Source organism: Streptomyces sp. NPDC045956 (assembly GCF_056430705.1).
On the sequence record NZ_JBWKKZ010000016.1, the window covers coordinates 110,419 to 130,744 of the forward strand.

The 20,326-nt window shown below is 67.9% G+C and carries 20 protein-coding genes and 3 tRNA genes; 10 read left to right on the plus strand and 13 right to left on the minus strand.

All coding sequences use genetic code 11. The features are described from left to right. Positions 1-13: 13 nt before the first annotated feature. The 3 genes from AC07FV_RS32785 to AC07FV_RS32795 form a co-directional block, all read right to left on the minus strand. A complete protein-coding gene (locus AC07FV_RS32785) occupies positions 14-199 on the minus strand; it encodes a helix-turn-helix transcriptional regulator (protein ID WP_195886929.1) in 186 nt (61 codons plus the stop codon). A 442-nt stretch (positions 200-641) separates the two neighbouring features. Next, entirely contained in the window at positions 642-2,120 is a 1,479-nt protein-coding gene (locus AC07FV_RS32790) for an ATP-binding protein (protein WP_479091264.1), read from the minus strand. A 1-nt stretch (position 2,121) separates the two neighbouring features. Next, the gene (locus AC07FV_RS32795; protein ID WP_479091266.1) at positions 2,122-2,967 is read right to left on the minus strand and encodes a bifunctional DNA primase/polymerase; all 846 of its coding nucleotides are present in this window, start codon (positions 2,965-2,967) and stop codon (positions 2,122-2,124) included. A 139-nt stretch (positions 2,968-3,106) separates the two neighbouring features. On the opposite strand from AC07FV_RS32795, the gene AC07FV_RS32800 reads away from it, so the two are divergent. Next, entirely contained in the window at positions 3,107-4,126 is a 1,020-nt protein-coding gene (locus AC07FV_RS32800; protein WP_479091268.1) for an SRA domain-containing endonuclease, read from the plus strand. A gap of 2 nt (positions 4,127-4,128) precedes the next feature. Here AC07FV_RS32800 and AC07FV_RS32805 read toward each other — a convergent pair whose 3' ends face one another. The 7 genes from AC07FV_RS32805 to AC07FV_RS32835 all read right to left on the minus strand — a co-directional run bounded on the left by AC07FV_RS32805 (position 4,129) and on the right by AC07FV_RS32835 (position 10,029). Beyond that, on the minus strand, positions 4,129-4,599 hold the full coding sequence (locus tag AC07FV_RS32805) for a hypothetical protein (protein WP_479091269.1): 471 nt from the start codon (positions 4,597-4,599) through the stop codon (positions 4,129-4,131). Between the two features lie 206 nt (positions 4,600-4,805). Beyond that, positions 4,806-6,929: an ATP-binding protein gene (locus AC07FV_RS32810; RefSeq protein WP_479091270.1), complete on the minus strand. Its 2,124-nt coding sequence runs from the start codon at positions 6,927-6,929 to the stop codon at positions 4,806-4,808. A 105-nt stretch (positions 6,930-7,034) separates the two neighbouring features. Then, the gene (locus AC07FV_RS32815) at positions 7,035-7,352 is read right to left on the minus strand and encodes a hypothetical protein (protein ID WP_479091272.1); all 318 of its coding nucleotides are present in this window, start codon (positions 7,350-7,352) and stop codon (positions 7,035-7,037) included. 40 nt (positions 7,353-7,392) lie between these two features. Continuing rightward, positions 7,393-8,217, minus strand: coding sequence for a phosphoadenosine phosphosulfate reductase (locus AC07FV_RS32820; RefSeq protein WP_479091273.1), 825 nt, complete (start codon positions 8,215-8,217; stop codon positions 7,393-7,395). Beyond that, a complete protein-coding gene (locus AC07FV_RS32825) occupies positions 8,214-9,320 on the minus strand; it encodes a conjugal transfer protein (RefSeq protein WP_479091275.1) in 1,107 nt (368 codons plus the stop codon). Before AC07FV_RS32825 ends, AC07FV_RS32820 begins: the two co-directional genes overlap by 4 nt. Continuing rightward, positions 9,317-9,763 carry a Pycsar system effector family protein gene (locus AC07FV_RS32830; RefSeq protein ID WP_479091276.1) on the minus strand — a complete coding sequence of 149 codons (447 nt, stop codon included), beginning with the start codon at positions 9,761-9,763 and terminating at the stop codon, positions 9,317-9,319. The genes AC07FV_RS32825 and AC07FV_RS32830 overlap by 4 nt, the downstream gene beginning before the upstream one ends. Then, on the minus strand, positions 9,760-10,029 hold the full coding sequence (locus AC07FV_RS32835) for a DUF6284 family protein (protein WP_195886921.1): 270 nt from the start codon (positions 10,027-10,029) through the stop codon (positions 9,760-9,762). Before AC07FV_RS32835 ends, AC07FV_RS32830 begins: the two co-directional genes overlap by 4 nt. Positions 10,030-10,794: 765 nt before the next feature. Here AC07FV_RS32835 and AC07FV_RS32840 point away from each other — a divergent pair. Further along, on the plus strand, positions 10,795-11,802 hold the full coding sequence (locus AC07FV_RS32840; RefSeq protein ID WP_479091290.1) for an XRE family transcriptional regulator: 1,008 nt from the start codon (positions 10,795-10,797) through the stop codon (positions 11,800-11,802). Here the strand turns inward: AC07FV_RS32840 and AC07FV_RS32845 are convergent. Then, positions 11,786-12,574 carry an NUDIX domain-containing protein gene (locus AC07FV_RS32845; RefSeq protein WP_479091277.1) on the minus strand — a complete coding sequence of 263 codons (789 nt, stop codon included), beginning with the start codon at positions 12,572-12,574 and terminating at the stop codon, positions 11,786-11,788. The two genes, AC07FV_RS32840 and AC07FV_RS32845, sit on opposite strands and share 17 nt — an antisense overlap. Positions 12,575-12,911: 337 nt before the next feature. Between AC07FV_RS32845 and AC07FV_RS32850 the strand changes: the two genes are divergently transcribed. The 4 genes from AC07FV_RS32850 to AC07FV_RS32865 all read left to right on the plus strand — a co-directional run bounded on the left by AC07FV_RS32850 (position 12,912) and on the right by AC07FV_RS32865 (position 16,661). Then, on the plus strand, positions 12,912-13,733 hold the full coding sequence (locus tag AC07FV_RS32850) for a serine/threonine-protein kinase (RefSeq protein ID WP_479091279.1): 822 nt from the start codon (positions 12,912-12,914) through the stop codon (positions 13,731-13,733). 51 nt (positions 13,734-13,784) lie between these two features. Further along, the gene (locus AC07FV_RS32855; protein ID WP_479091281.1) at positions 13,785-15,182 is read left to right on the plus strand and encodes a hypothetical protein; all 1,398 of its coding nucleotides are present in this window, start codon (positions 13,785-13,787) and stop codon (positions 15,180-15,182) included. Between the two features lie 1,048 nt (positions 15,183-16,230). Beyond that, positions 16,231-16,320: transfer RNA gene (locus AC07FV_RS32860), tRNA-Tyr, on the plus strand. Positions 16,321-16,442: 122 nt separating this feature from the next. Then, positions 16,443-16,661, plus strand: coding sequence for a hypothetical protein (locus AC07FV_RS32865; protein WP_479091282.1), 219 nt, complete (start codon positions 16,443-16,445; stop codon positions 16,659-16,661). A 47-nt stretch (positions 16,662-16,708) separates the two neighbouring features. Here AC07FV_RS32865 and AC07FV_RS32870 read toward each other — a convergent pair whose 3' ends face one another. Further along, complete coding sequence (locus tag AC07FV_RS32870) at positions 16,709-17,365, minus strand: SDR family oxidoreductase (protein ID WP_479091284.1); 657 nt, start codon at positions 17,363-17,365, stop codon at positions 16,709-16,711. Between the two features lie 365 nt (positions 17,366-17,730). Then, a complete protein-coding gene (locus tag AC07FV_RS32875; protein WP_479091285.1) occupies positions 17,731-18,996 on the minus strand; it encodes an amidohydrolase family protein in 1,266 nt (421 codons plus the stop codon). Between the two features lie 301 nt (positions 18,997-19,297). On the opposite strand from AC07FV_RS32875, the gene AC07FV_RS32880 reads away from it, so the two are divergent. The 4 genes from AC07FV_RS32880 (at position 19,298) to AC07FV_RS32895 (ending at position 20,303) form a co-directional block, all read left to right on the plus strand. Beyond that, a tRNA-Thr gene (locus AC07FV_RS32880) sits at positions 19,298-19,370 on the plus strand. A gap of 46 nt (positions 19,371-19,416) precedes the next feature. Next, positions 19,417-19,489 (plus strand) — tRNA-Met (locus tag AC07FV_RS32885). A gap of 91 nt (positions 19,490-19,580) precedes the next feature. Further along, positions 19,581-19,745 (plus strand): 50S ribosomal protein L33, encoded by a 165-nt coding sequence (rpmG, locus tag AC07FV_RS32890; RefSeq protein ID WP_003948671.1) that lies wholly within the window; start codon positions 19,581-19,583, stop codon positions 19,743-19,745. Positions 19,746-19,850: 105 nt separating this feature from the next. Further along, complete coding sequence (locus AC07FV_RS32895) at positions 19,851-20,303, plus strand: FAS1-like dehydratase domain-containing protein (protein WP_479091286.1); 453 nt, start codon at positions 19,851-19,853, stop codon at positions 20,301-20,303. The last annotated feature ends 23 nt before the right edge of the window (positions 20,304-20,326 follow it).

Here is a 20,326-nt window from a genome sequence, read left to right on the forward strand (position 1 = left end):
GTGTGGTCAGAGATCAGGCCGCGATTTCGTGCGTGGCCCACCATTCGTCCAGGTCGCTGCGGCGGCAGCGGATCTGTCCGTTGGGGAGTTTGATGAGCTTCGGGGCCAGGCCGCGGGCGCGCATGCGGTAGAACGCGGCGCGGCTCATCTCGATCTCTTCGAGGACTTCGGGGAGCTTGAGCATCTTGGGGCGAGCCATCGTTGCTACTCCTCGCGTGGTCTGCGGGTGGGCGAGTGTGTCCGAGGTGCAGATTTCTGCGTCACCTGCGTCATCTGCGTCACTCGCGGCTCTGACCTGCGGTTTCGTGGTGACGCAGCACGGTGGGGGTTCGTCACCGGTGACACAGACCTGCGTCATCGGGTGACGCAGGTGACGCGGGGTGACGCAGGAATCGGCCGTCTGCGTCACCGGCCTTCCAGCAGGTCACCGGCCGTTTTCGGGGTACGGGTGACGCAGGTGACGCAGCGTCTTCCTACTTAGGACAAAGAGGGGGGTGGTATCTGTTGTGGTGCGGCTCAGAGATTGAAGAAGGAGCCGCTTCGCGGCGCGACCTCGCAGGGCGGCGCCGCCGCCGAACAGCAAGAGGAGCACGGGGGGCCGGGTGCTCCTCTTGCTTGTGAGCGGTCGTGGTGCCGTGCGGTCAGAAGGCCGCTTCCTGCTCTGGTGAGAGCGGCGCGGCGGCCGGCCGCGCGATCTCGATATAGCGGGATGCGTTGGTGCGTCCCCAGTCGATGAGGACGCCCCGGGCCGCGAGGGTGGGCTGTAGCCGCTTGAGCCGGTCTGAGAGCACCTTGCCGGTGGTCGGCCACCCTTTGGGCAGAGGACGGAAGTCCTCGCCCGCGTAGAGACCCGTGAGGCAGTACAGCCACTCGGCAGACGTCATCCGCTGATCGGTGCCCGGCTCGATGCCGGAGGCGTGCTTGAGGACCGTCTGTGCCAACAGGTCGCCCTCGATGACGTCGTCGTTAAGGTCGTCCAGGCTGGCCCGGTACGCGGCCAGCGCCCCGAGTCCGGTGGCCGCGTCGAGCTGCGCGCACAGGTGCGCGAAGTCCGCCATACGTAGGTCGGTCGGGATGTCCGCCTCCGCCGCCCGTACCTGCACGGCCAGGTCCAGGAGCGAGCCGAGGATGACAGGCAGCACTTCGGCGAAGTCGGACCACAGTTCTGCCTCAGTACGCCGCACCCGGGGGCGTTCCAGGCGGAGCGGCAGGAGCCGTTCGGCGAGGTCGGGCCGGATGACGCCGACGTCGATGCCGGTCAGGAGCAGGGGGCGGCGGTAGCCGATGCGGAAGACGTCCCCGTCGGTGAACAGGGCGCGCTTGACGTTCTCGGCGCCGGTGACGATGCAGCACATCGCGTCGGACAGTTCCGGGGTCATGTGGGAGAGGTTGTCCAGGGCGGTGACCCATCCGGCCGCTACCGCCGTGATCAGGTTCTCCTCGTCCTTCGGGGCCCGGCGCAGGTCCCCGGTCATGCCCTCGATGATCCGCACCAGCATCCGCCCACCGGTGGACTTGCCCGCGCCCTGCGGACCGGTGAGGAACGGCGCCGGCACGGGCACGTCCGGACCGAGACAGCCGACGAGCCACGCGATGGCCAGGCACTCCGTCTCGGCGGTGGCGAAGTTGCACAGCCGCATCAGGAGATCGATGCCCTTCCCGTCGGTGTCCTTGACGGGCAACGGCAGCTCCCCCGTGAGCTGGGTACGCCGCCAGCAGACTTCCCGCGGGTCCGGGGTGCGGATGTCCCACCCGGTGGGGTGAATGCGCACGGACTGCCCGTCGGCCCGTCCCAGGTCCAGCCAGGTGGCCCCGTCGAATCCGGGGGCGACGCGGATGTGCACGGGCTGTACGTCCTCGGTCAGCGCCAGTGCTTCGATCAGGTCGAGCGCTTCCTTCATTGCGGTGCCGTTGAACACGCCCACCCCGTCGCGGAAGAGTCCGACCATGAGTTCCTGCCGGTGGCTGCCCGTGGTGCCCTGGGAGCGGATCGGGCGGGCGACGGGGTGGCCGTTGCGCTGCGCGTAGACGGTGCCGTCGGCGGTGCGGAAGTAACGGAAGTGAGCTTGCGCGTAGTCGGTGATGATTTCGCGGGCGGGGGTCTTCTCGTCGTCGGACATGTCACAGTCCCAACGTGGTGCGGGCGTTGGTCCACGCGTCCGTGCAGTGCCGGGCCGTCTCGCCCTTGCTCTGCGCGGCGGTGAACAGGCGGGCGACGTGTGCGTCGGTGAGGCAGCCGCACCGGCCGTGCGTGGACAGCACCGCGAGGAACGCCCCATAGACCGTGGCGTGGATCGCGTTGCCGGCCCCGGTGATGCGCTGCACGGCCATCGCGATGCCGCGTTCCAGATAGGCGGGCGTGCGGTGCGGGCACTCCCCGCCACCGGCCCCCACGGGCACGGCGACGGTCGCCAGCCGGACCGGGGAGGGTTCCTTGACGGCCAGCGCGCGCACGGCGTCCGGCAGGTCCGCCATCGCCCCGGTACCGGGACCGAGGTAGCGGGCGTAGGCCATGGTCGACTTGATGTCGACGCCGGGGCGGACCGCGTTGCGTGAGGTCATGGCGCCTCGGTAGATCCAGTGCTGGCCGCGCGTCGTCGGCACGGTCCGGGTGGCGGGCAGGGCGGTGCGGGCCCAAGCGATGGCGTCCGCGTCGTCCAGGTCCACCACGGTCAGGTCGGCGCCGCCGGGGTGATAGCCGACGCACACCGCCCGCCGCCACGCCGCCGCCCATGCGGGCGAGACGATGACGGCCGGCTCGGTGGTGGCGGCGGCCCACGCGTGGCAGACGCCGGGGCACCGGCACAGGCCCGGGACCCTCATGTTCGGCCGGCCGCCGCACGCGTTGTCCGCACACGTCGTGCAGTTGCCGAACGGGACCTTCCCCCGGCGCAGGGGCAGCACGGGCACGCCGGACGCCGCGAGACTCAGCGCCGTGTGCTGCGGATAGAGCGTGGGTTGCGTCATGCTGGGGTATCTCCAGTTCCTTTGTTGGGTGCTGGTTGGCAAGGGCGGCCCCGCGTTCTTGGCGGAAGAGGGGCCGCCCTTTGCTGTGCTCCGGGAAATGGGGCGGCAGGTTGTCAGTGGTCGTGGTTAAGGTCGCGGAATGACGACGACCGTTGATCTTGTGCCGGGCATGGTGACGACGCGTGAGGCCATTGCCGCGGCCTACGGGTGTGGGAAGTACCAGGGCATCGAGCCGGCCGACGATGCGGGCAAGGTGTTCGTGTACTCCGACCCGTCCGCGGGTGAGGAGTACGGCTACACCTTCGATGGCCGCGCAGAAGACGACGAGTACGGGCCGCTGTACCTGTACACCGGCGCCGGCACCAAGGGAGATCAGAAGCCGTCCGACCGCAACGGGTCACTGCTGACCGCGGCCGAGAAGAACCGTGAGATCCACCTGTTCGTCGAGAACGGCAAGGTTCCCGGCAGCGGAGCGAAGCAGCAGCGCTACATCGGTCAGATGGTGGTCGACCTGGTCAAGCCCTACGAGGTGCGGCGCGCACCGGGCAAGGACAAGGTCATGCGGAATGTGCTGGTGTTCCGCTTCCGGCCGGCCCCGGGAACGACGCCAGCGTGGACTGAGGACGATCGTCTGCCGGATGCACTGAAGACGGACGTTGAGATCACCGCACCGGGACAGGCCGCGGGTACCCCTGCACCCGTCGTATTGCCGCAGCAGAGCGGAGCGAAGGCCAAGAAGACCGAGCAGCACGGCACCGCCGAAACGGTCGCGGACATTCCCGCCGGGCAGCGCAAGGTCCTGCGCCGCGAGGGCGAACTGGTCACCACGTTCGTGGCCCACCTGTCCGCGGCTGGCCACGAGACCCACAGCTTTCAGATCACCATCAAGGGCGAGCCCGGCGCGCTCACCCCTGACCTGTACGACGCGACGGATCACGTGCTGTACGAGGCGAAGGGCCAGACGACCCGCGCCAACGTGCGCATGGCGATTGGGCAGTTGGCCGACTACCGCCGGCACATCCCCAACAAGGAGGGATTGCGCGTCGCGGTGCTGCTTCCTAAGGAACCCACCGCAGACGTCCAGGACCTCCTTGCCGAGGAAAGCGTGTCGCTGGTCTACCAGACCGAGGACGGCTTTGCTGGCTGGCCGCTCGCCTAGCCTCAGCCGCGGAAGTTGCTCCGCTTGATCACGGCCTTGCGGATGTTCACCGTCGTTCCTGCCCCGCCCTGGTGGCCGCTCGCGGTGAAGAGCTGCACGGCGATCCATCCACCGAAGATCACGGCGGCCAGGATGATCAGTTGGGTGATGAACGCGGTGAGCGCGGCGATGAACGAGGTGAGCAGGATCAGCCCACCGCACACCGCGAGGAACCCGACGCCCCCGAGGGCGACGTTCACCGCCGTCCGCGCAACTGCCGGCTTGGCCGCGATCGGCTCGGGCTGTGCGGGGTTGATGGCGTAGCCGGTGACGACGCGGCCGTCCGGCAGGACGATGCTCGCCACTGCCGGAACCGTGCCCGGCTGGACTGGCACGATGGGGGCCGGCGTGACGGTGGCGGGCGGGTACGGGGTCGGGTGGTGGACCTCTACGGCCCGCTGTGCGGGCGGGTGAGGGGTGTGGTCGGGGTACATGCGGAATCCCTTCCGAACGTGGGTCAGGGAGGCAGAGACACCCCCTGCCGGGGGTACTGCGAGGGGTGATTCAGGGGTCTGACCTGCGTGCCTCCCTGACTCCCTGGACGATCATTTGCGCAGGTCAGGGCGAGGGAGGCGGGGCAGGGAGGCGGTCAGGGAGTTCTCCCTGCCTCCCTGCCCCGTCGGCGGTCGGCTCCCTGCCGTCATTCGGCGGAAGCGGAACCCTCGGTGTCGCGGTCGGCAAGGGCGCGGGCGACGCGGTCGCGGGCCACGCACATGACGCCGTCGGACTTGTACGGGCTGGCGCTGGCGTCGTCCAGAACGCGCTTGAGGTCGAGGAACGACCAGCCGCCGTAAGCGGCCGTGTTGAGCGCGGCGAGTCGTGCGAGCACGTCCTTGGTCCGCACGCGGGTCGCGTCGCCGATGACCGCGGCGATGTCGGTCAGCGGGTCGTGCTCCTCTTCGTGCTTGATGGCGTGCAGGGTGGTGACGCCGTCGCGCAGGGCCTTGGCCCGGTCGGCGATGGCCTGTGCCGCGTCGTCGTCGATGAAGTGCGTCCGCACGGTGATGGACGCCTGCCCGGCGGGAATGGCGATGCCGTCGGAGGCAACGACCAGGGTGCCCTTGTCCAGGCCCTGCCGGAGCAGGTGCGGGGCGGCGCCGCCGTTGACGGCCTTGTCCCCCAGCGCCATCCGGGACTGCTGCTCGGTGCCCAGTGCGAGGGACGCGCGGGTGTGGGCGCCCTCGCGGACCAGCTTGGGCAGGTTCTGGTCGGTGGGGTCCTGCGTGCCCTGCCACATCAGCACGTCGACGGCACGGCCCTGGTTGTGAATCTTGCGGACCGCCATGAAGTACCGGGAGGTGGCCTTGCTGCCGCCGTAGGGGCGGTTCTCCTCGTCCTTGGCCGGGCACATGAACGCCACCTGCGCTTCGTCCACGAGGACGATGAGCGGCGGGAACTTCGCGTTCGGGTCCTTCTGCCGGATCTCCAGGCGGCGGTTCATCTCGGTGACCGCGTCCTCTGCCATCTCGGTGGCCTGGATGACGTGGTCATCGGTCGGGCCCTGGATGAGGACGGACGCGATGCCGTCGAACGGCCGCCAGTCCCCGGCGCCCTTGAGGTCGGCAAGCCAGAACTGCACCGACCGGTCCAGAGACAGCCACAGGGCCAGCGCCCGCAGCGCGGCCGTCTTGCCCTGGTTCGACAACCCTGTGACCAACAGGTGGCGCTGGTAGACGCTCATGCCGGCCGCGTCGCCGCGCAGGTCCTGACCCCATGGCGCCTTTCCCTTGGCGTAGTCGGCGGTCAGCGTCTCGTCGGTGACCAGCGGGGAGGGGCCGATCGGCTCGTCCAGCGCTCCGGAGTCGGCGATCCACAGCCGCACTGTACGGGCGGCCTGGGGGATGGTGATGAACACTTCGTGCTCGTGCCGGGTCAGGTTCTCGGCGAGCTTGCGCCGCTTGTGCTGCACCTCCACCGTGGACACCCCAGAGGGCAGGGTTACGTCCACCTCGACACCGCATCCGGCGATCCGGATCGGCCCGAGCATGGAGGCGCCGGCGTCGCCCATCTCCTTGATGGCGTTGCGCAGGGCGGGCACGCCGAGGTCGCGCAGGGCCTTGACCACGATGGACGGGGTGATCGGCTCCCCCTCACCGCCTCGGACGTTCGCGGGCAGTGCCCAGGAGGGGGCGGCGTGCTGCTTGCGGCCGACCGACCACAGCGCCAGCAGCGCGAGGAATGGGCCGATCGTGAGCGCTGGGCCCCATACGACCTGCACGATGCGGATGAGCAGGGCGATGAAGTCGATCGTGGCCGACAGCGGGGTGATGACGTCCCCGATATGGCCGGTGCTGATGGCCATGACGACTCCGAGGGCGACCAGGGCACCGATGCTCATGCCGGCACCGACGGCCACGCCCTTCGCGGCCTCCACCGGGGAGTGGAGCAGGTCCATGCGGCGGTGGTGGCGGGCGGCTCGGAAGCGCTGCAACCGCTCCTCCCACTCTTCCGCCGCTTCCAGGTTCCCCGCGGCTTCCGCCGCCCGGATCATCCGCTCGTATCGCGAGCCAGTACGGCCGTCCCACGCCCGACGGGCCACGATGCGGCCCCCGTTGAAGGTGTAGAGGCCGTGCCGGGCCGCAGCCCGGACCGTGGCCCGAGTCGACTCGTGTGTGACCACGGACTTCACCGCACGGCCGGAGCGCACCCACAGCGGCACCGGCCGCGCGGGCGGCGCGTCCGGCACGACCGTGAGCACGGTCGGGGCGGTGTCGGCGGTCGGGGGGTCGGTGGCCTTGTGGAGGTGAACGACGTTCTCAGACATGCTGGGACTGCTCCTGACTGCCCCGATCGGGGCGGGAGATAAGGGAGTGAGCCGGGGTGGCCGGGTCCGTGGAAAGAGCGGCCACCCCGGTACTGAAATGGCTGGTCAGAACCAGCCCGACGACCGCTTGGCCGCCTTCGTCTTCGCGGCCTCGGTGAGGAGCCGCTGACGCTCGCCGTGCAGGGCGGTCAGCTCCGCGTTCAGCCGGAGCTCCGCGCTGTTGCCGGTCGTGTCCATGCGCTGTTCCTCGCGGCCCGCGCTGCGACCGCGGGCGACCTTGTAGCCGCCGACGGCCAGCGAGCGGGCCATCGCCCGGCGCTCACTGCCGGTCAGCGGCCACCACTCGCCCCGGCGGACCGCTTCGAGCTTCTTCTGTGTCGCCTGGATCTCGCGGTCCAGGCGGCGGATGTCGGCGTTGCGCATCCTTGGCTTCCCCTCGGTGAGTCGGGTGGATTCGCTGAGGTCAGGTCATGCACCAGCCGGAGTCACAGCCGGAGTCCCACTCGTCGAACGGGAGCGTGTCGACGCCGTCCGGGATCGCGGCCCGAAGGGGCCGGTTGAACCGGGTCAGCCAGACGTGGTCTTTGCCAAGTTCGTCACGGCGCCGGTTGAGGAGGTCTTCGAGCTGGCACGCCTTCTCGAACAGCTCCGGCTCGCTGCGGCGCATGTCGTGCCACGTCTCCGGCCGGTGGAACGGGCAGAACCAGCACGACGACTTCGGCGGAACCGGCAACCCTGCGGCGCGGATGATGCGGGCGCAATCGATACGCCGAATCCCGCGCTCTAACAGCGGATACTCGATGCGCTCGTGCGGCTCGCAGTGCCGGTTGTTCGCCCGCTGGATCTCGTCCAGGCTGATCCCGATGCCGACGGTGGCTGGGGCGTCCTTGGTGGCGCCGCGCCGTTTGAGTTCGTCGGCGATGACCTTGATTTTGAACTGGGCCGTGCAGGAGCGGGTGCCGGGGGCCCCGTTCGACATCCGCACCGGGATCTTCAGCGACCGCGACCCATCCCGGGTCAGGTCCTGCAAGAGGGTGCGGACCTCACCGGACCGCTTCATCACGCGGTCCAGCACGACCAGCTCAAGGCCGTGCTTTTGGGCGTAGGGGATGGCGTACTGGTGCAGGTATCGCAGGGTGCCGGGGTGTTCGGAGTCGTCCCCGACGTTGGCCATGAGGAAGGTGCGGTAGTCCAGCTCGCCCTGGGCTGCGAGGACCAGGGCGGCCGTGGACTGGACGCCACCGCCGAAGCTGAACGACTTCACCGTGTCCGTCGTGGGCGTGCTCATCCCGCCACCTCCACCGTGCGGGCCCGCTCGGCGAGGATCGTGTCCCGCAGCGTCCGGGCGTTGGCCGGCGAGGTGTGGATGGCGCGGCGGATGCCCTCGCCGGTCACCTTCGCGTCCGGCCAATCGTCCGTCGCCTTGCGTGCCTCGGCGAGCAACTGTTCCGGCGTGCGCTTCGGTCGACGCGGCTTGGCCGCGTCCGGGACACGCCCAGTGGCGCGGCGCGGTCGAGTCGACTCCGCCGGCACGGTGCGCGGCTCGATCGAGGCGACCGGAGCGGGGTCGACCGGCGGGAGCGGCTTGAGGTGCGGAGTCGACTTGCCCAGGTCGATCGCGACCGGTTCGGGCACGGCCAGCCGGGTCAGCGTCACCACCGGGTCCGGCGTCGATTCCGGCAGGTCAGCCATAGACCGTTTCATACTGGTATCGGTGGAATCTTCCGCATTCGGAGTCGGTGCGGGATCGAGCATGGTGCCGCCGAACATAGAGGCGAGGGCGGCATCCGCGCCGGCGGTGACGCGGTCGCGCTGCACGTCCAGCAGCCTCGATCCGAGCGCCACGTCCCCGACCCCGACCTTGCGGGCCAGCCGCCACGACTTCCGTTCCGACCACTTCTTGACCCGGTCGCTGGGGTGCTGCGTGGCACGGGCCCGGTGGTAGGCCAGGGCTTGCACCAGATCGGCGGTGCGGCGTTCGTTCTCGGCATCGCGGCCGTCGGTGTGCACCACGATCCTGCGGGCCAGGAATGCCATGCCCTCTGCCGAGACGGACATGCCCATCGGAGTCAGGGCGTAGATCACGGTGCGCCCCGGATCGGGTGCGGCCATCGCCCCCATCACGGCGGCGGCGGCTGGCAGCGCCCACAGCCCGAGCCGGACGATGCGCGGGGAGGACTGGCCCAGCATGGTCAACCCGAGCAGGACCAGGGCGAGCACGGCGGTCGCCCCCTCGCCGGCGGCGAGCGCCCCAAGCGCAGTGCCCTTGCCGTAGGCGTGGCCAATGTTGCTGTACGTGCCGATCCCGCCGAACACGCCCGTGGCCAGCATCGGCACGAACGCGGCGGCCAACACCCCGATCTGTACGCGGGTCAGCTTGGCGCCGGTCATCGGGCACCCCCGGCGGTGAGCAGGGCGGCGACGATGAGCAGGGCCCCGCCGGTCATGGTGAGGTCGACCGCGCGGCGCAGGCAGGTGAACTTGGCGACCGCGAGCCGGGACAGTCCGGCGATGTCGGCGGCCAGGTTCCCGGCGACGACTCCGGTGATCTGGCTCGGGGTGAGGGTGGCCCACAGGGGGAATCCGTGCCTGCCACTCAGGTTCGGGCGGACCGACCGCAGCAGCAGACCGGCCGCCGCGACCAGCAGCGTCAGACCGAGGCCACCCGCGACGATGGCCGGCACGGTCGGCGGTACGTCCCGGGCGACGGTCCAGGTGCCGGCGAGAACTGCGCCCACGAACGCCAGCAGCAGCGCAGTCTTCGTGTCCGTTCGCGCGATCTCCGCCTTTACCTCGGCGTGAGCGGCAGTCAGGTTACGGTCGGTGGCGCTCACGCGGCACCCCCGGAAAGGCTCGTACCGGCGGCGCGGTTGACCAGCGCGACGCGGGCAGCCAGCGCGCGGCGGCGGGCCCTGCGGATGCGACGGTCGTCCACCTCGGTCGGCGTGCGGTCGAGGGTGACGATGTGCGCGTCCAGCAGGTCGACGTCCGCGAGGATCACGGGCATCTCGCGCTCGATCGCGTCCAGCTCAGCGGCCGTGGGTTCCATCCACGGCTCGAACGCGGTAACAGCGTCCTGAACAGTGACGATGTGCTCCATGGGTCGTGGTTCCTTTCAGGGAGGAACGGCCCGAACGCGGCTCCCGGGTGGCACCCCGGGAGCCGCTTGCCGTTGGAGTCGGTTCCGGCTCCCCTCAGCGCTGCTCGTACGCGACGAGCAGCGGAGGCAACCGGCCGCCGCGACGAGCACGGCGGAAGGGTTGTGGTTCGAAGCGCGGCAGATGCCGCGGAAGGTTCTGCGGATGTCAGATCACGCGATGCCAGTCACCGCCCCGAAGGGCGGATCTGGGCAGGTCACCCGGCCCGACATGGGCGGTCGGGGTGGTGACCTGCACCCATCGACCGCACGAGTTCATGCGGCTGGGTCGGCACCCTGTTGAGTTCTCCACAGCGGGTACTCCGGGCCGTGCGTCCGGGCGCTGTCTCTCACACCGTGATTCCGAGACCGACCCGTCATCTGGTGCGCACCAACAGACTGCATCTGGTGCGCACCAGTGTCAAGGTGGTTCGCTGGTTCGTGGCGGTCGAACCGCCGCGGTGCATCTCCAGAAGACCTCTAAAGGCAGGGCCGCCGGTAGCCAACAGGGCTTAACCTTCGGCCTGTTAACCCCTGTTGACCTGCGGCAACGCGCGTCAGGCTGGCAAGGTGTTGTGAGGCAAGCCAATGCCGGGAGGTGGGCCCGTGAGTGCGGGACTTCGAAGTGCGCGGACAGCGCGCGGGTGGTCGCAGGAACGACTGGTTCGCGAGATCGAGCAGTTCGCCCGACGGAACCTCACGGACGTTGCGTCGACCGCGAGCCTGCGGGTGTACGTGTCCGAGTGGGAGAACGGCAAGCGCACCATTTCGGACCGGTACGCACGCATGCTGCGGCAGCTCCTCGGCGTCACGGACGGGGAGCTGCGGGACTCTGACCCGGCCCCTGTGGCGCCGACCGCCGACGGCTACGACGACCTCTTGAGCCGGATCGATTCGGCCAGCAGTGTCAGCGAGTCAATGGTGAAGATGTTCAACGACCAGACCGAATTACTGCGGACCATGGACCGCCAGAGGGGCGCCGCGGCCTTGGTCGATCAGATGTCCGGCCATCTGTCCGCCCTGGAAGACGCGCTCAACTTTGCCGTGCTGCCTTCCGCCCGTCGGCCCGTGGCGCTCGCACTCGCCGGCGCCTCAACTCTGGCAGCGTGGCAGGCAATCGACTCGGGGGCCGTCGAGCGGGCGTGGCGCCATTACGAACTTGCCAAGCGCGCGGCGCGCGACGCTGAAGAGCCCATGTACCTGGCTCACGCCATGGGCGAACAGGCGTACGTGCTCTGCGAAGCGGGACGGCCGGCGCTTGCCGTCGACCTCGTGCGGGATGCTCAGCGCACCGTCGGGCAAGCCGGTTCCGCCCGACTCCGGGCATGGCTGTATGCCGCGGAAGCCGAGATGTGCGCGCACGCCGACATGCCGGACGACTGCCGACGTGCGCTGGAGGCGGCCATGGCGGTCATCCCGCCGGGCCCCGAGGATCGGGACCCGGACATGTTGAGCATCTTCCTGAACGGCGCGCATCTCGCCCGGTGGCAGGGCAACGTGCTCGCCCTGCTCGGGGAGGAGTCGGCGGTGACCAGTCTTTACGGCGCGCTTGAGGTGATGGACCCGACGTTCGTTCGCGCACGCGCTGGCCTCCACGCCGACCTTGCCCAAGCGCACCTCACACGAGCCGAGTACGACAACGCCAGTACACACCTGCGTCAGGCTCGACTGTTGGCGAGCCGGACCGGTTCGGTCCGGCAGCGCCGTCGCATCGACCTGCTCACTGCGCGGCTGTGAGTCCCTGTGTGCGTCGTGTCGCCAGGATGTGCAGCAGAGCGACCAGGGTGCCTGAGCCCAGCAGCTCACCGCGGGCCATGAGCCCAGGGATGTCCGCCAGCGGTACCCACTCGATGTGGCCGGCCTCTTCCAGGTCGGTCGGCTCGCCGACCTTCTCGGCGCCGTGCGCTACGAAGATCTCGTGTGGTGAGTCGACCATGCCAACCATGGGCTGATAGCTCACGACGTGTTCCAGTGACTTGGGCCGCCATCCCGTCTCTTCGACGGTCTCCCGCAGCGCCGTGTCCGCCGGGTCTTCCCCCTGGTCGACGATGCCGCCGGGGAGCTCCCAGCCGAATTGCTGCGGGACGAAGCGATACCGCCACATCATCAGAACGCGGTCCTGATCATCAATGACGGCGGTGATGGCCACGTGGTGGAGCCTCACGACGTGATGCTCGAACCTCTCGACCCCGGGTGGCTCTACGTCCCAGAGCTGAAGTCTGACCCACCGGTTGTCGTACACGTCGCGCTCGCCGTGGATACGCCAGGGTTCCAGCCCTTCCGGACGTTGGACGCTCACCGCGCCCGACACCCGGTACGAACTCCGTCCCCGCACCTCCAGATGCCCTTCGGAGACGAGACGCGCGAGCACCTGCCGTAGAGCCGTCCGGCCGATGCCGAGTTCTTCCACGAGTGTGCGTTCTGAAGGGAGCTTGTCACCGGGCGCGTACTCGCCTGCCGCAAGTCGCGCGCGAAGCGTCTCATAGACCTTGGTCGTCTTCGGTCCCATCCGCGGAGCACTCTCCGTTCTGACGTGGTGCGTACCAGGCTACCGGTGCTCCGCCCGCTGCCAGCGGGAGTTGCTCAGGGCCTCAACCAGCTATGCGGGTAAGGAACTCGGCGGACCGGCGAGTCTCGCGTGCCTGAGCTACCCCACGCGCCGCTGCTGACGGCGTGACCTTCCTAGGCCCTTTGTGTAATTTTGCACCATTTGATATGGCGCAGTAGTAGACGATTAGTTGCAACCCCCTTGCGGGGTTCAGGTGAATCTGGATGATTGTACGGACCAGCGTGTCGCGTCCGCCGCTACAAGAAGACGGGTGGGCAAGTTATGAAACGAGAAGTCATTGAGCCAGCCTCCTACCGCTCCGCGTTTCAGTGCCGAGGATATTAGCAGTCGTCTAGGTACGTCAGTAACGTTCCTGGGGTCCGGTGCATTCGGCGATACCTGGAAAGTTGGCGATGAAGCTCTAAAGGTGATCTGTGTCGATGGCTACTCAAGAACGCGATTGGAACGAGAAGTCGAAGGTCTGTCACGCGTCAGTTCCCCCTACGTCGTTGCCTTTCGCGGGCTGGAGGAAATAGAACTAGGGGGCGAGCCTAGGCCGGCGCTACGCTTCGAATATATCGCGGGCGGAGATGTTGAGCAGCGCCTAAATAACGGGCAGCTCCTGGAGATGGGGGACGTGCGTGAGTTCCTCCGAGGTCTTCTGCTGGGCGTACAGGCTCTCCATAGAGCGGCGACGATTCACCGGGATGTCAAGCCTGCCAACATTGCGCTGCGTGACGGGCAGTGGAGTCGCCCGGTCTTGCTCGACCTTGGTCTAGCTAAGCAGATGGATTCGACCACTATCACCGTATATCCAGGGCACATTGGGACCGTGCCGTATATGGCGCCGGAGCAGCTTGAGGGGGGACGTGCACGTAAAGCGGCCGACTTGTGGGCGGTAGGCGTCTCCGTACGCCAAATAATCACTGGATGCCATCCCTTTTACTTGCCGCATGAAAAGTACACCTTGGACGAAGCTTTCACCAAGCTTGTGGCGGGCCCTGAGGATCTCCCCAGGGATTGCCCGGACGACGTTAGGCAAGTGCTGGACAGACTAACGGCATTCGTTCAACATGAGCGCGGTAGTAGCGCCAGCAACTTGGCGCGACTAATCCAGTGAATAGATAAGCAGAACTTGGGGGGGGAAATGGCCCACGAAGAGCCGGAACCGATGTTTGACGGCGACCTTGAGTGGTCAGCGGAGGACGACAGTCTTACGCCATCGGTCAACGAACAGGAGTTGGAAGACGAGGCCGCTGCGGAATGGCTAGCCGCTGAAGAAGCGTACGTTCCAATGGATGATGGAAACGGCTATTTGGCGGTTGGGGGAAATGGTGCAGGTAGTGTCGTGTCCGCCTTGCCAACCGGGTCGCCCTCGGTTTCCAAAACCACGGCCCCGGCAGTCGTTGATCGTGATACGGCCCTAGCAGGTGGTCGCCCTATTTACCTTGTGCATCGTGGAGCCCGCCATGCGAACCTTTTGCCGATAGTCATGGGCGATCTGCAGCATAAGAAGGGGCGGCATCTGAGTATTGGAGCCATTGCCAGTCTGCCTAGTGCCAAGGCGCAGAAACTAGACTCCTTCTTCAATCAGGCATCCGTGGCGGCACTTCGCATCGCTGATCCTCAGTGTTATCGACTCGATGAAGGGGTGCTTCGTCTCCCGCCAAATAACATCGGTAAAAGGGCATTCGAGTATGCACCATACCTTTCCTCCACTGGTGACAGTGACTGGTTGCATCAAGTCGTAGAGGCGCAGCGATCTGTAGGTGCCAACCTACTCTTGACTCCCGGACGTGCCTTGAACCCGGATGACGCGCAGAAGTCCCTTGATGTAGCCGTTCAAGAGGCCGACCGAGTACTGGCATTGACGGAGCGAGGCGAGCGTGTAGCCCTGAACCTCACGGTGCCGTCTCGCTGGCTTTCCGTTGGTGCGCTACGGGACCGACTGCTGGACGAAATCCTCGAACAGGATCAGTTCGACGTACTGTATGTCCGGATCCAGTGGGCCCAGGCCAAGGCGTTTGCTCCAACCGAGGACGCGGATCTAATCATGGGTATTAGGCGACTCGCCAACCTCTGCCAAGATGAGGGTAGGGCACTGCTGCTTCCACAAACCGGGTTGACGGGTTGGTTCGCCCTTGCTCATGGAGCCGTCGGCTATGGGCTAGGTGTTAGCGGATCGGACCAGTGTTTTGCTGAGCACGTCTTTAGGCGTGGGCGTCAAGGGCAACAACAGGCGCAAAGGTACTTTGAGCGGCAGATGCTGCATACGATCGATAGCAGTTCTCATGACGTGGTACAAATGGCGCAAGGTTACATGCAGTGTGACTGTTCATACTGCCCTAGTCTGTTCGATACCCAGCCCTGGTCTCACGCTCTCTCGGCATTGCATCACATCTTTGCAATGGGTGCGCTGACCGCCCGCGTTCAAGAGGACTCGGCAAGAGGAGGCCGGCATGGTGCAGTCCGACGCATCGTGACAAGCGCTAAACGTTGGTCGAGTGGATTGCCGCTCGGACCCGGTGACGTGCCGCGGCATTTGAACGTCTGGGATCAGGCCCTGTAGTAGTAGTAAGGTCCGCGCCGAATACCAATCCGATCGTGCCGCTCACTTCGCCTCTTGAGTAAAGGTGCGCGGCGCGTTCGGCGAGTAGTTCGCGGTAAATGTTAAAATTACTTTGGTTCTCTCGTGTGCGGGGTGTTACGACCGACTCAATACCGACGTTAGGATGCAGTGTAGCCAATCCGATTCCAGCACGTTCGAACCAGTTCTTATGAGCGCTGGCTTGAGAAGAATGAGTGGAATCCAACACGAGCCATGACTCGTCTGCCGACGCTCGATGCCGCAGCGTCTGACTATATCCGCTACGCCAATCGTTGATCTTGGCTTCCAATGTGCCGACGTATTTGGCAGTGCTTACGTATTGGCTTGTTGCCCGCCAGTGTCCGCGTGACTCTTTCTGTGCGTACCCATAATCCATGAGGCGAGGCAGAATCCTTGCTCCGATGTACTTAGCGCCGAGTGGCAATTTCTCCGAGAGGGATTTTGCGGTTACGGACTCGGTGTCAATGGCGCTCAAGTGGCGAAGTACGCACATGTCGGCAAGGTCGACGATGAAGGAAAGGTGATCCAGTTCCCTTTTTCTGAATGCATTCTCGTCGAACTCGATTAGTACGATGTCGGGAATTCCGGCATTCGTTTGCACTTCGAATAGTGTTTCGACTTCTCGTCCTGAAGTGAGCCGCGTTGCCTGCTCGACAATAGGTGTAAGCATGTCGGCTTCTCGCCTGAAATGATCTCGTCGCACGCCGCTCCCCTTGATTGGACCACCATGTCGCAGTATACGGTTATCTCGTGAATTTTTCCATGCCTGCGGGTAAAATGACTATTAAGGAATGTCGAGATATGGGCAGGGTGCGTATTGCAGTGTCCCCCTCCCTTGGGAACTGCAATCAGCATCCCTGCAAGGGGTAGACATCGGTGTGACCGTACGTTCAACCCGCAAGGCGTCGGCTTGGCGTACATTCCCCGGTGTCGTTGTTTGCCGCCTGCCCAGTGAGAAAGCCTGGGCTGGCTGGCTCTGCGGGGCAGGCGTGGGGGAGAGGGGGGCTGCGGAGGCGTACATCGTGGTCAGAGGGTGATTGTGCCGCAGACTGTAAATCTGCCGGCTCAGCCTTCCCAGGTTCGAATCCTGGCGCCGCCACACGGGAACGAAAAGGGCCCCGTGACCTGTCCGAACAGCAGGTCACGGGGTCCTTCGTCATGTCCGGGGCCGAAAGAGCGAGTGCGTTCCTGGCGGGCGGTGTCTCCGGGCAGACTGTTGCCATGGCCTCGTCCTCCCGTCGCAGAGTCTGCCCCGAGTGCCGTCGCGAGATCGCCGTCGTCGCGGGGCGGTACGCGCGTCACGACCCGTCCGGCGCGCGGGGGAGCGGCGAACTCGTCTCCTGCCCCGGCTCACGCCGACCGGCGCAACTCGGCGCGGTGCAACCCTCGCTGGACGGGTACGCCGTCCCCGACTTCCCCGGGCAACTGCCCCTGTTCTGACGTTGTCCTGACGTTCGTCCCGCTCCTGCTCGCCGTCTCGGGCGGGGTCAGTTCCCGGCCACCGACTTCACCGCCACCGACACCGGCGCCGAGCCGCCGATCAGCTCCAGGGTCAGGCCGGCCGTCGCGGGGCTGTCGACCAGCTCCGCCAGGACGGCGGCCACGTCGTCGCGTGCGACCGGCCCGCGGCCGGTGTGAGCCTCCAGGCGGACCAGGCCGGTGCCGGCGTCGTCCGTCAGCTGGCCGGGACGCAGGATCGTCCAGTCCACCCCGTCCAGCGACCTGACGTACGCGTCCGCCTCGCCCTTGGCGCGCAGGTAGACGTCGAAGATCTCGTCCCCCTGGTGCCGCGGGTCGGCTCCCATGGAGGACACGACGACGAGACGCCGTACGCCGGCCCGGACCGCCCCGTCCGCGAAGAGGACGGCTGCGGCCTTGTCGACCGTGTCCTTGCGCGCCGCTCCGCTTCCGGGGCCGGCGCCCGCCGCGAAGACCGCCGCGTCGGCGCCCCGCAGCCGCTCCGCGACCTCCTCGACCGAGGCCGACTCCAGGTCGAGCACGACCGGTTCGGCGCCGGCCTCGCGCAGGTCGTCTGCCTGCTCGGGTTTGCGGATGAGGCCCGCCACCTCGTCACCCCGCGCGGCGAGCAACCGCTCCAGCCGCAGCGCGATCTGACCATGACCACCAGCGATGACAATGCGCATGTCTTCGACCGTACGCCCCGACGGCCGCCGGCGCCGTACGACTTCGGCCGCGTCCGGCCACTCCCGCCGAGCCCTCGGACGCCCACGGGCCCGCCACGCACGCCGCCCGATGACTCGGGCGCCCACGTCCCCACACCCGCACACCCGCACACCGCCAGAGCCTCCGGACGCCACCGGCCTCACGTCTCACGGCCCAAGCCTCGCCCGACCGCCGACCGCCGACCGCCGACCGCCGACCGCCGACCGCCGACCGCCGACCGCCGACCGCCGACCGCCGAAGCCCCACGGGCGCCCCGGACCCCGGCAACGCGTCGCCGCCAAAGCCCACACGCAGCACCGCGTCCGACCCCCGGCCCACCACCCCCTCAGGACGGTTCGCCACGCCCTCCGCGTCCCTGCCGGGGGAGGTCGAGATCCGTCGGGGACGTCGAGTCGCCGTACTCCCGTACCGCGCTCGTCCGTGCCACCACGCGCCCCCGGTGCACCACGACGCGGCTGTACGCCAGGGAGAGGGCGGCGGCGAGCCGGTCCCCGCGCACCGCGAGGAGTTCGGCGGGGAATCCCGCCTCCACCCGTACCTCGGGCAGACCCAGCGCCGCCCGCGCCGCCGTGCTCACCGCTTCGTACGCGTCGTCGGGGCGCAGCCCCTGGCGCGAGGCCAGGAGGTACGCCGCCTCCAGGGGGTCCCCGCGCCCGACGGGGTTGGCGGCGTCCCGCAGTGCACCGCTCCCGGCCGCGATCGGCACGCCGGCCGCCCGCAGCAGCCGTACCGGAGCCGTGCCGTCCCGGGGGCCCCCGGCGCCGCAGGGGCCCTGGGGCAGGCACACCACCGTCACCCCGGCCGCCGCCAGCCCGTCCGCGGCCCGGGAGGCCACGTCGGACGGGAGCCGGCCCAGACCGTCGCAGGGGCCGAGGGCGACCCCGGGGCGCAGTCCGCCCGCCATCGCCGCCAGCCGGGCCAGCCGTGCGGGGTCGGCGGCGTCCGTGTGCAGGTCGACCGGGCAGCCGTGCTCCGCGGCGACCTCCAGGACCGCCTCCACGTACCCCGCCGGATCGGGGTCGAGGTCCGGGCACCCGCCGACGACGTCCGCGCCCATCTTGACCGCGTCCCGCAGCAGCGCCAGCCCGTCCGCCCCGGCCACCCCGGTCAGCACCCTCGGCATCGCCACCGCCGTCAGCTCGGCGAGCCCGCGCAGCGAGCGCCGCGCCCGCAGCACCCCCGTCAGCGCGCCCAGTCCCGCGACGTCACCCACGCGCACGTGCGCCCGCAGGGCCGTCGCCCCGTGCCCCAGCTGGAGCAGGGCGGCTTCCGTGGCCCGGCGCTGGACGTCGTGGGGGTCGTGGGAGGAAGGGGCCGTGGCGTCGGCCGTCAGCGCCGTGTCGCCGTGGAGGTGGGGCTCGGCGGGGGCGGGGAGGAGCAGGTAGCCGGCGAGGTCCACGCGGCTTCCGGGCCCCGGTGTGCGGGCCGCCAGACTGCCGGCCGTGCCGACCGCCTCGATGCGACCGCCGTACAGGCGCACGTCCACGGTCCGGCCGTCGGTGAGCCGCGCTCCGGACAGCAGGAGCGAGTTGGGGTGGGCGGGGCCCGAAGGGGAGGGCGAGTGGGGCGGCTGCGGCTGGCTGTCGGGCATCGCACTCCTCTGGGCTCGGGGCTGCGCAGTGGGGGACGCAAGATCACGCAGAGTGGGACGAGCCTAGGACGGTGATCAGCCCCCGGCGCGGAGGAGGGCAATAGTCGTACCGGCCGCGGTCCGCCTCGCACGCCCTCGGTCACCCGTCGGCCCAGCGTGCCGGGCGGTCGTGCGGGACGGACCGCGGCCTGCGACGGGCGCCGGTTCCCGTCGTCTGCGCACCGATGGGGACGGGCCGGGGCACGGGCGGCGAAACGGATTTGGGCGAACGGCGGGCGACCGTGTAATGTCTTCATCGCTCGCCCCAATAGCTCAGTCGGTAGAGCGTCTCCATGGTAAGGAGAAGGTCTACGGTTCGATTCCGTATTGGGGCTCTGGTGTGAGAGGTTCCCGCCGCAAGGCGGGGCCCGATCACATCACAGCGGTGTAGCTCAGTCGGTAGAGCAAGCGGCTCATAATCGCTGTGTCACCGGTTCAAGTCCGGTCACCGCTACTCTCAGTAGCCGATTGCGGGGTCGGTCCTTCAATCGGCTACTCTTTCCTGCGTTAATACCATCAATCCGTTCGTCAAGGAGTGCACTCACGTGGCTGCCACCGACGTCCGCCCGAAGATCACGCTGGCCTGCGTGGAGTGCAAGGAGCGGAACTACATCACCAAGAAGAACCGGCGTAACAACCCGGACCGACTGGAGATGAAGAAGCACTGCCCGCGTTGCAACGCGCACACCGCGCACCGCGAAACGCGATAATCAAGGCTCGTACTCGAGGCCGTCCCCGAAGCTTGGGGGCGGCCTCGAGTCGTTCCTGGTCAAGAAGAGACTGGCCAAGAGAAGAGCAGCAGGAGGTTGCCACCCGTGGCGCTCGACCAGACGTTCGTGGGGCGGACGTATCCGCCGACCGCGCCTTATGAAGTGGGCCGGGAGAAGATCCGTGAGTTCGCGGAGGCGGTGGGAGACGCCAATCCGGCGTACACGGACCCGGAGGCGGCGAAGGCCCTCGGTCATCCGGACGTGATCGCTCCGCCGACGTTCGTGTTCTCGATCACGTTCAAGGCGGCGGGGCAGGTCATCGAGGACCCGCAGCTGGGTCTGGACTACAGCCGGGTGGTGCACGGCGACCAGAAGTTCGCCTACGTCCGTCCGGTGCGGGCGGGTGACCGGCTGACGGTCACCTCGACCATCGAGGCGGTCAAGTCGATGGCGGGCAACGACATCCTGGACATCCGCGGTGAGGTGCACGACGAGGCCGGCGAGCACGTCGTGACCGCCTGGACCAAGCTCGTGGCCCGCGCGGCCGAGGAGGCGTGAGCAATCCCATGACGGCGAAGGTC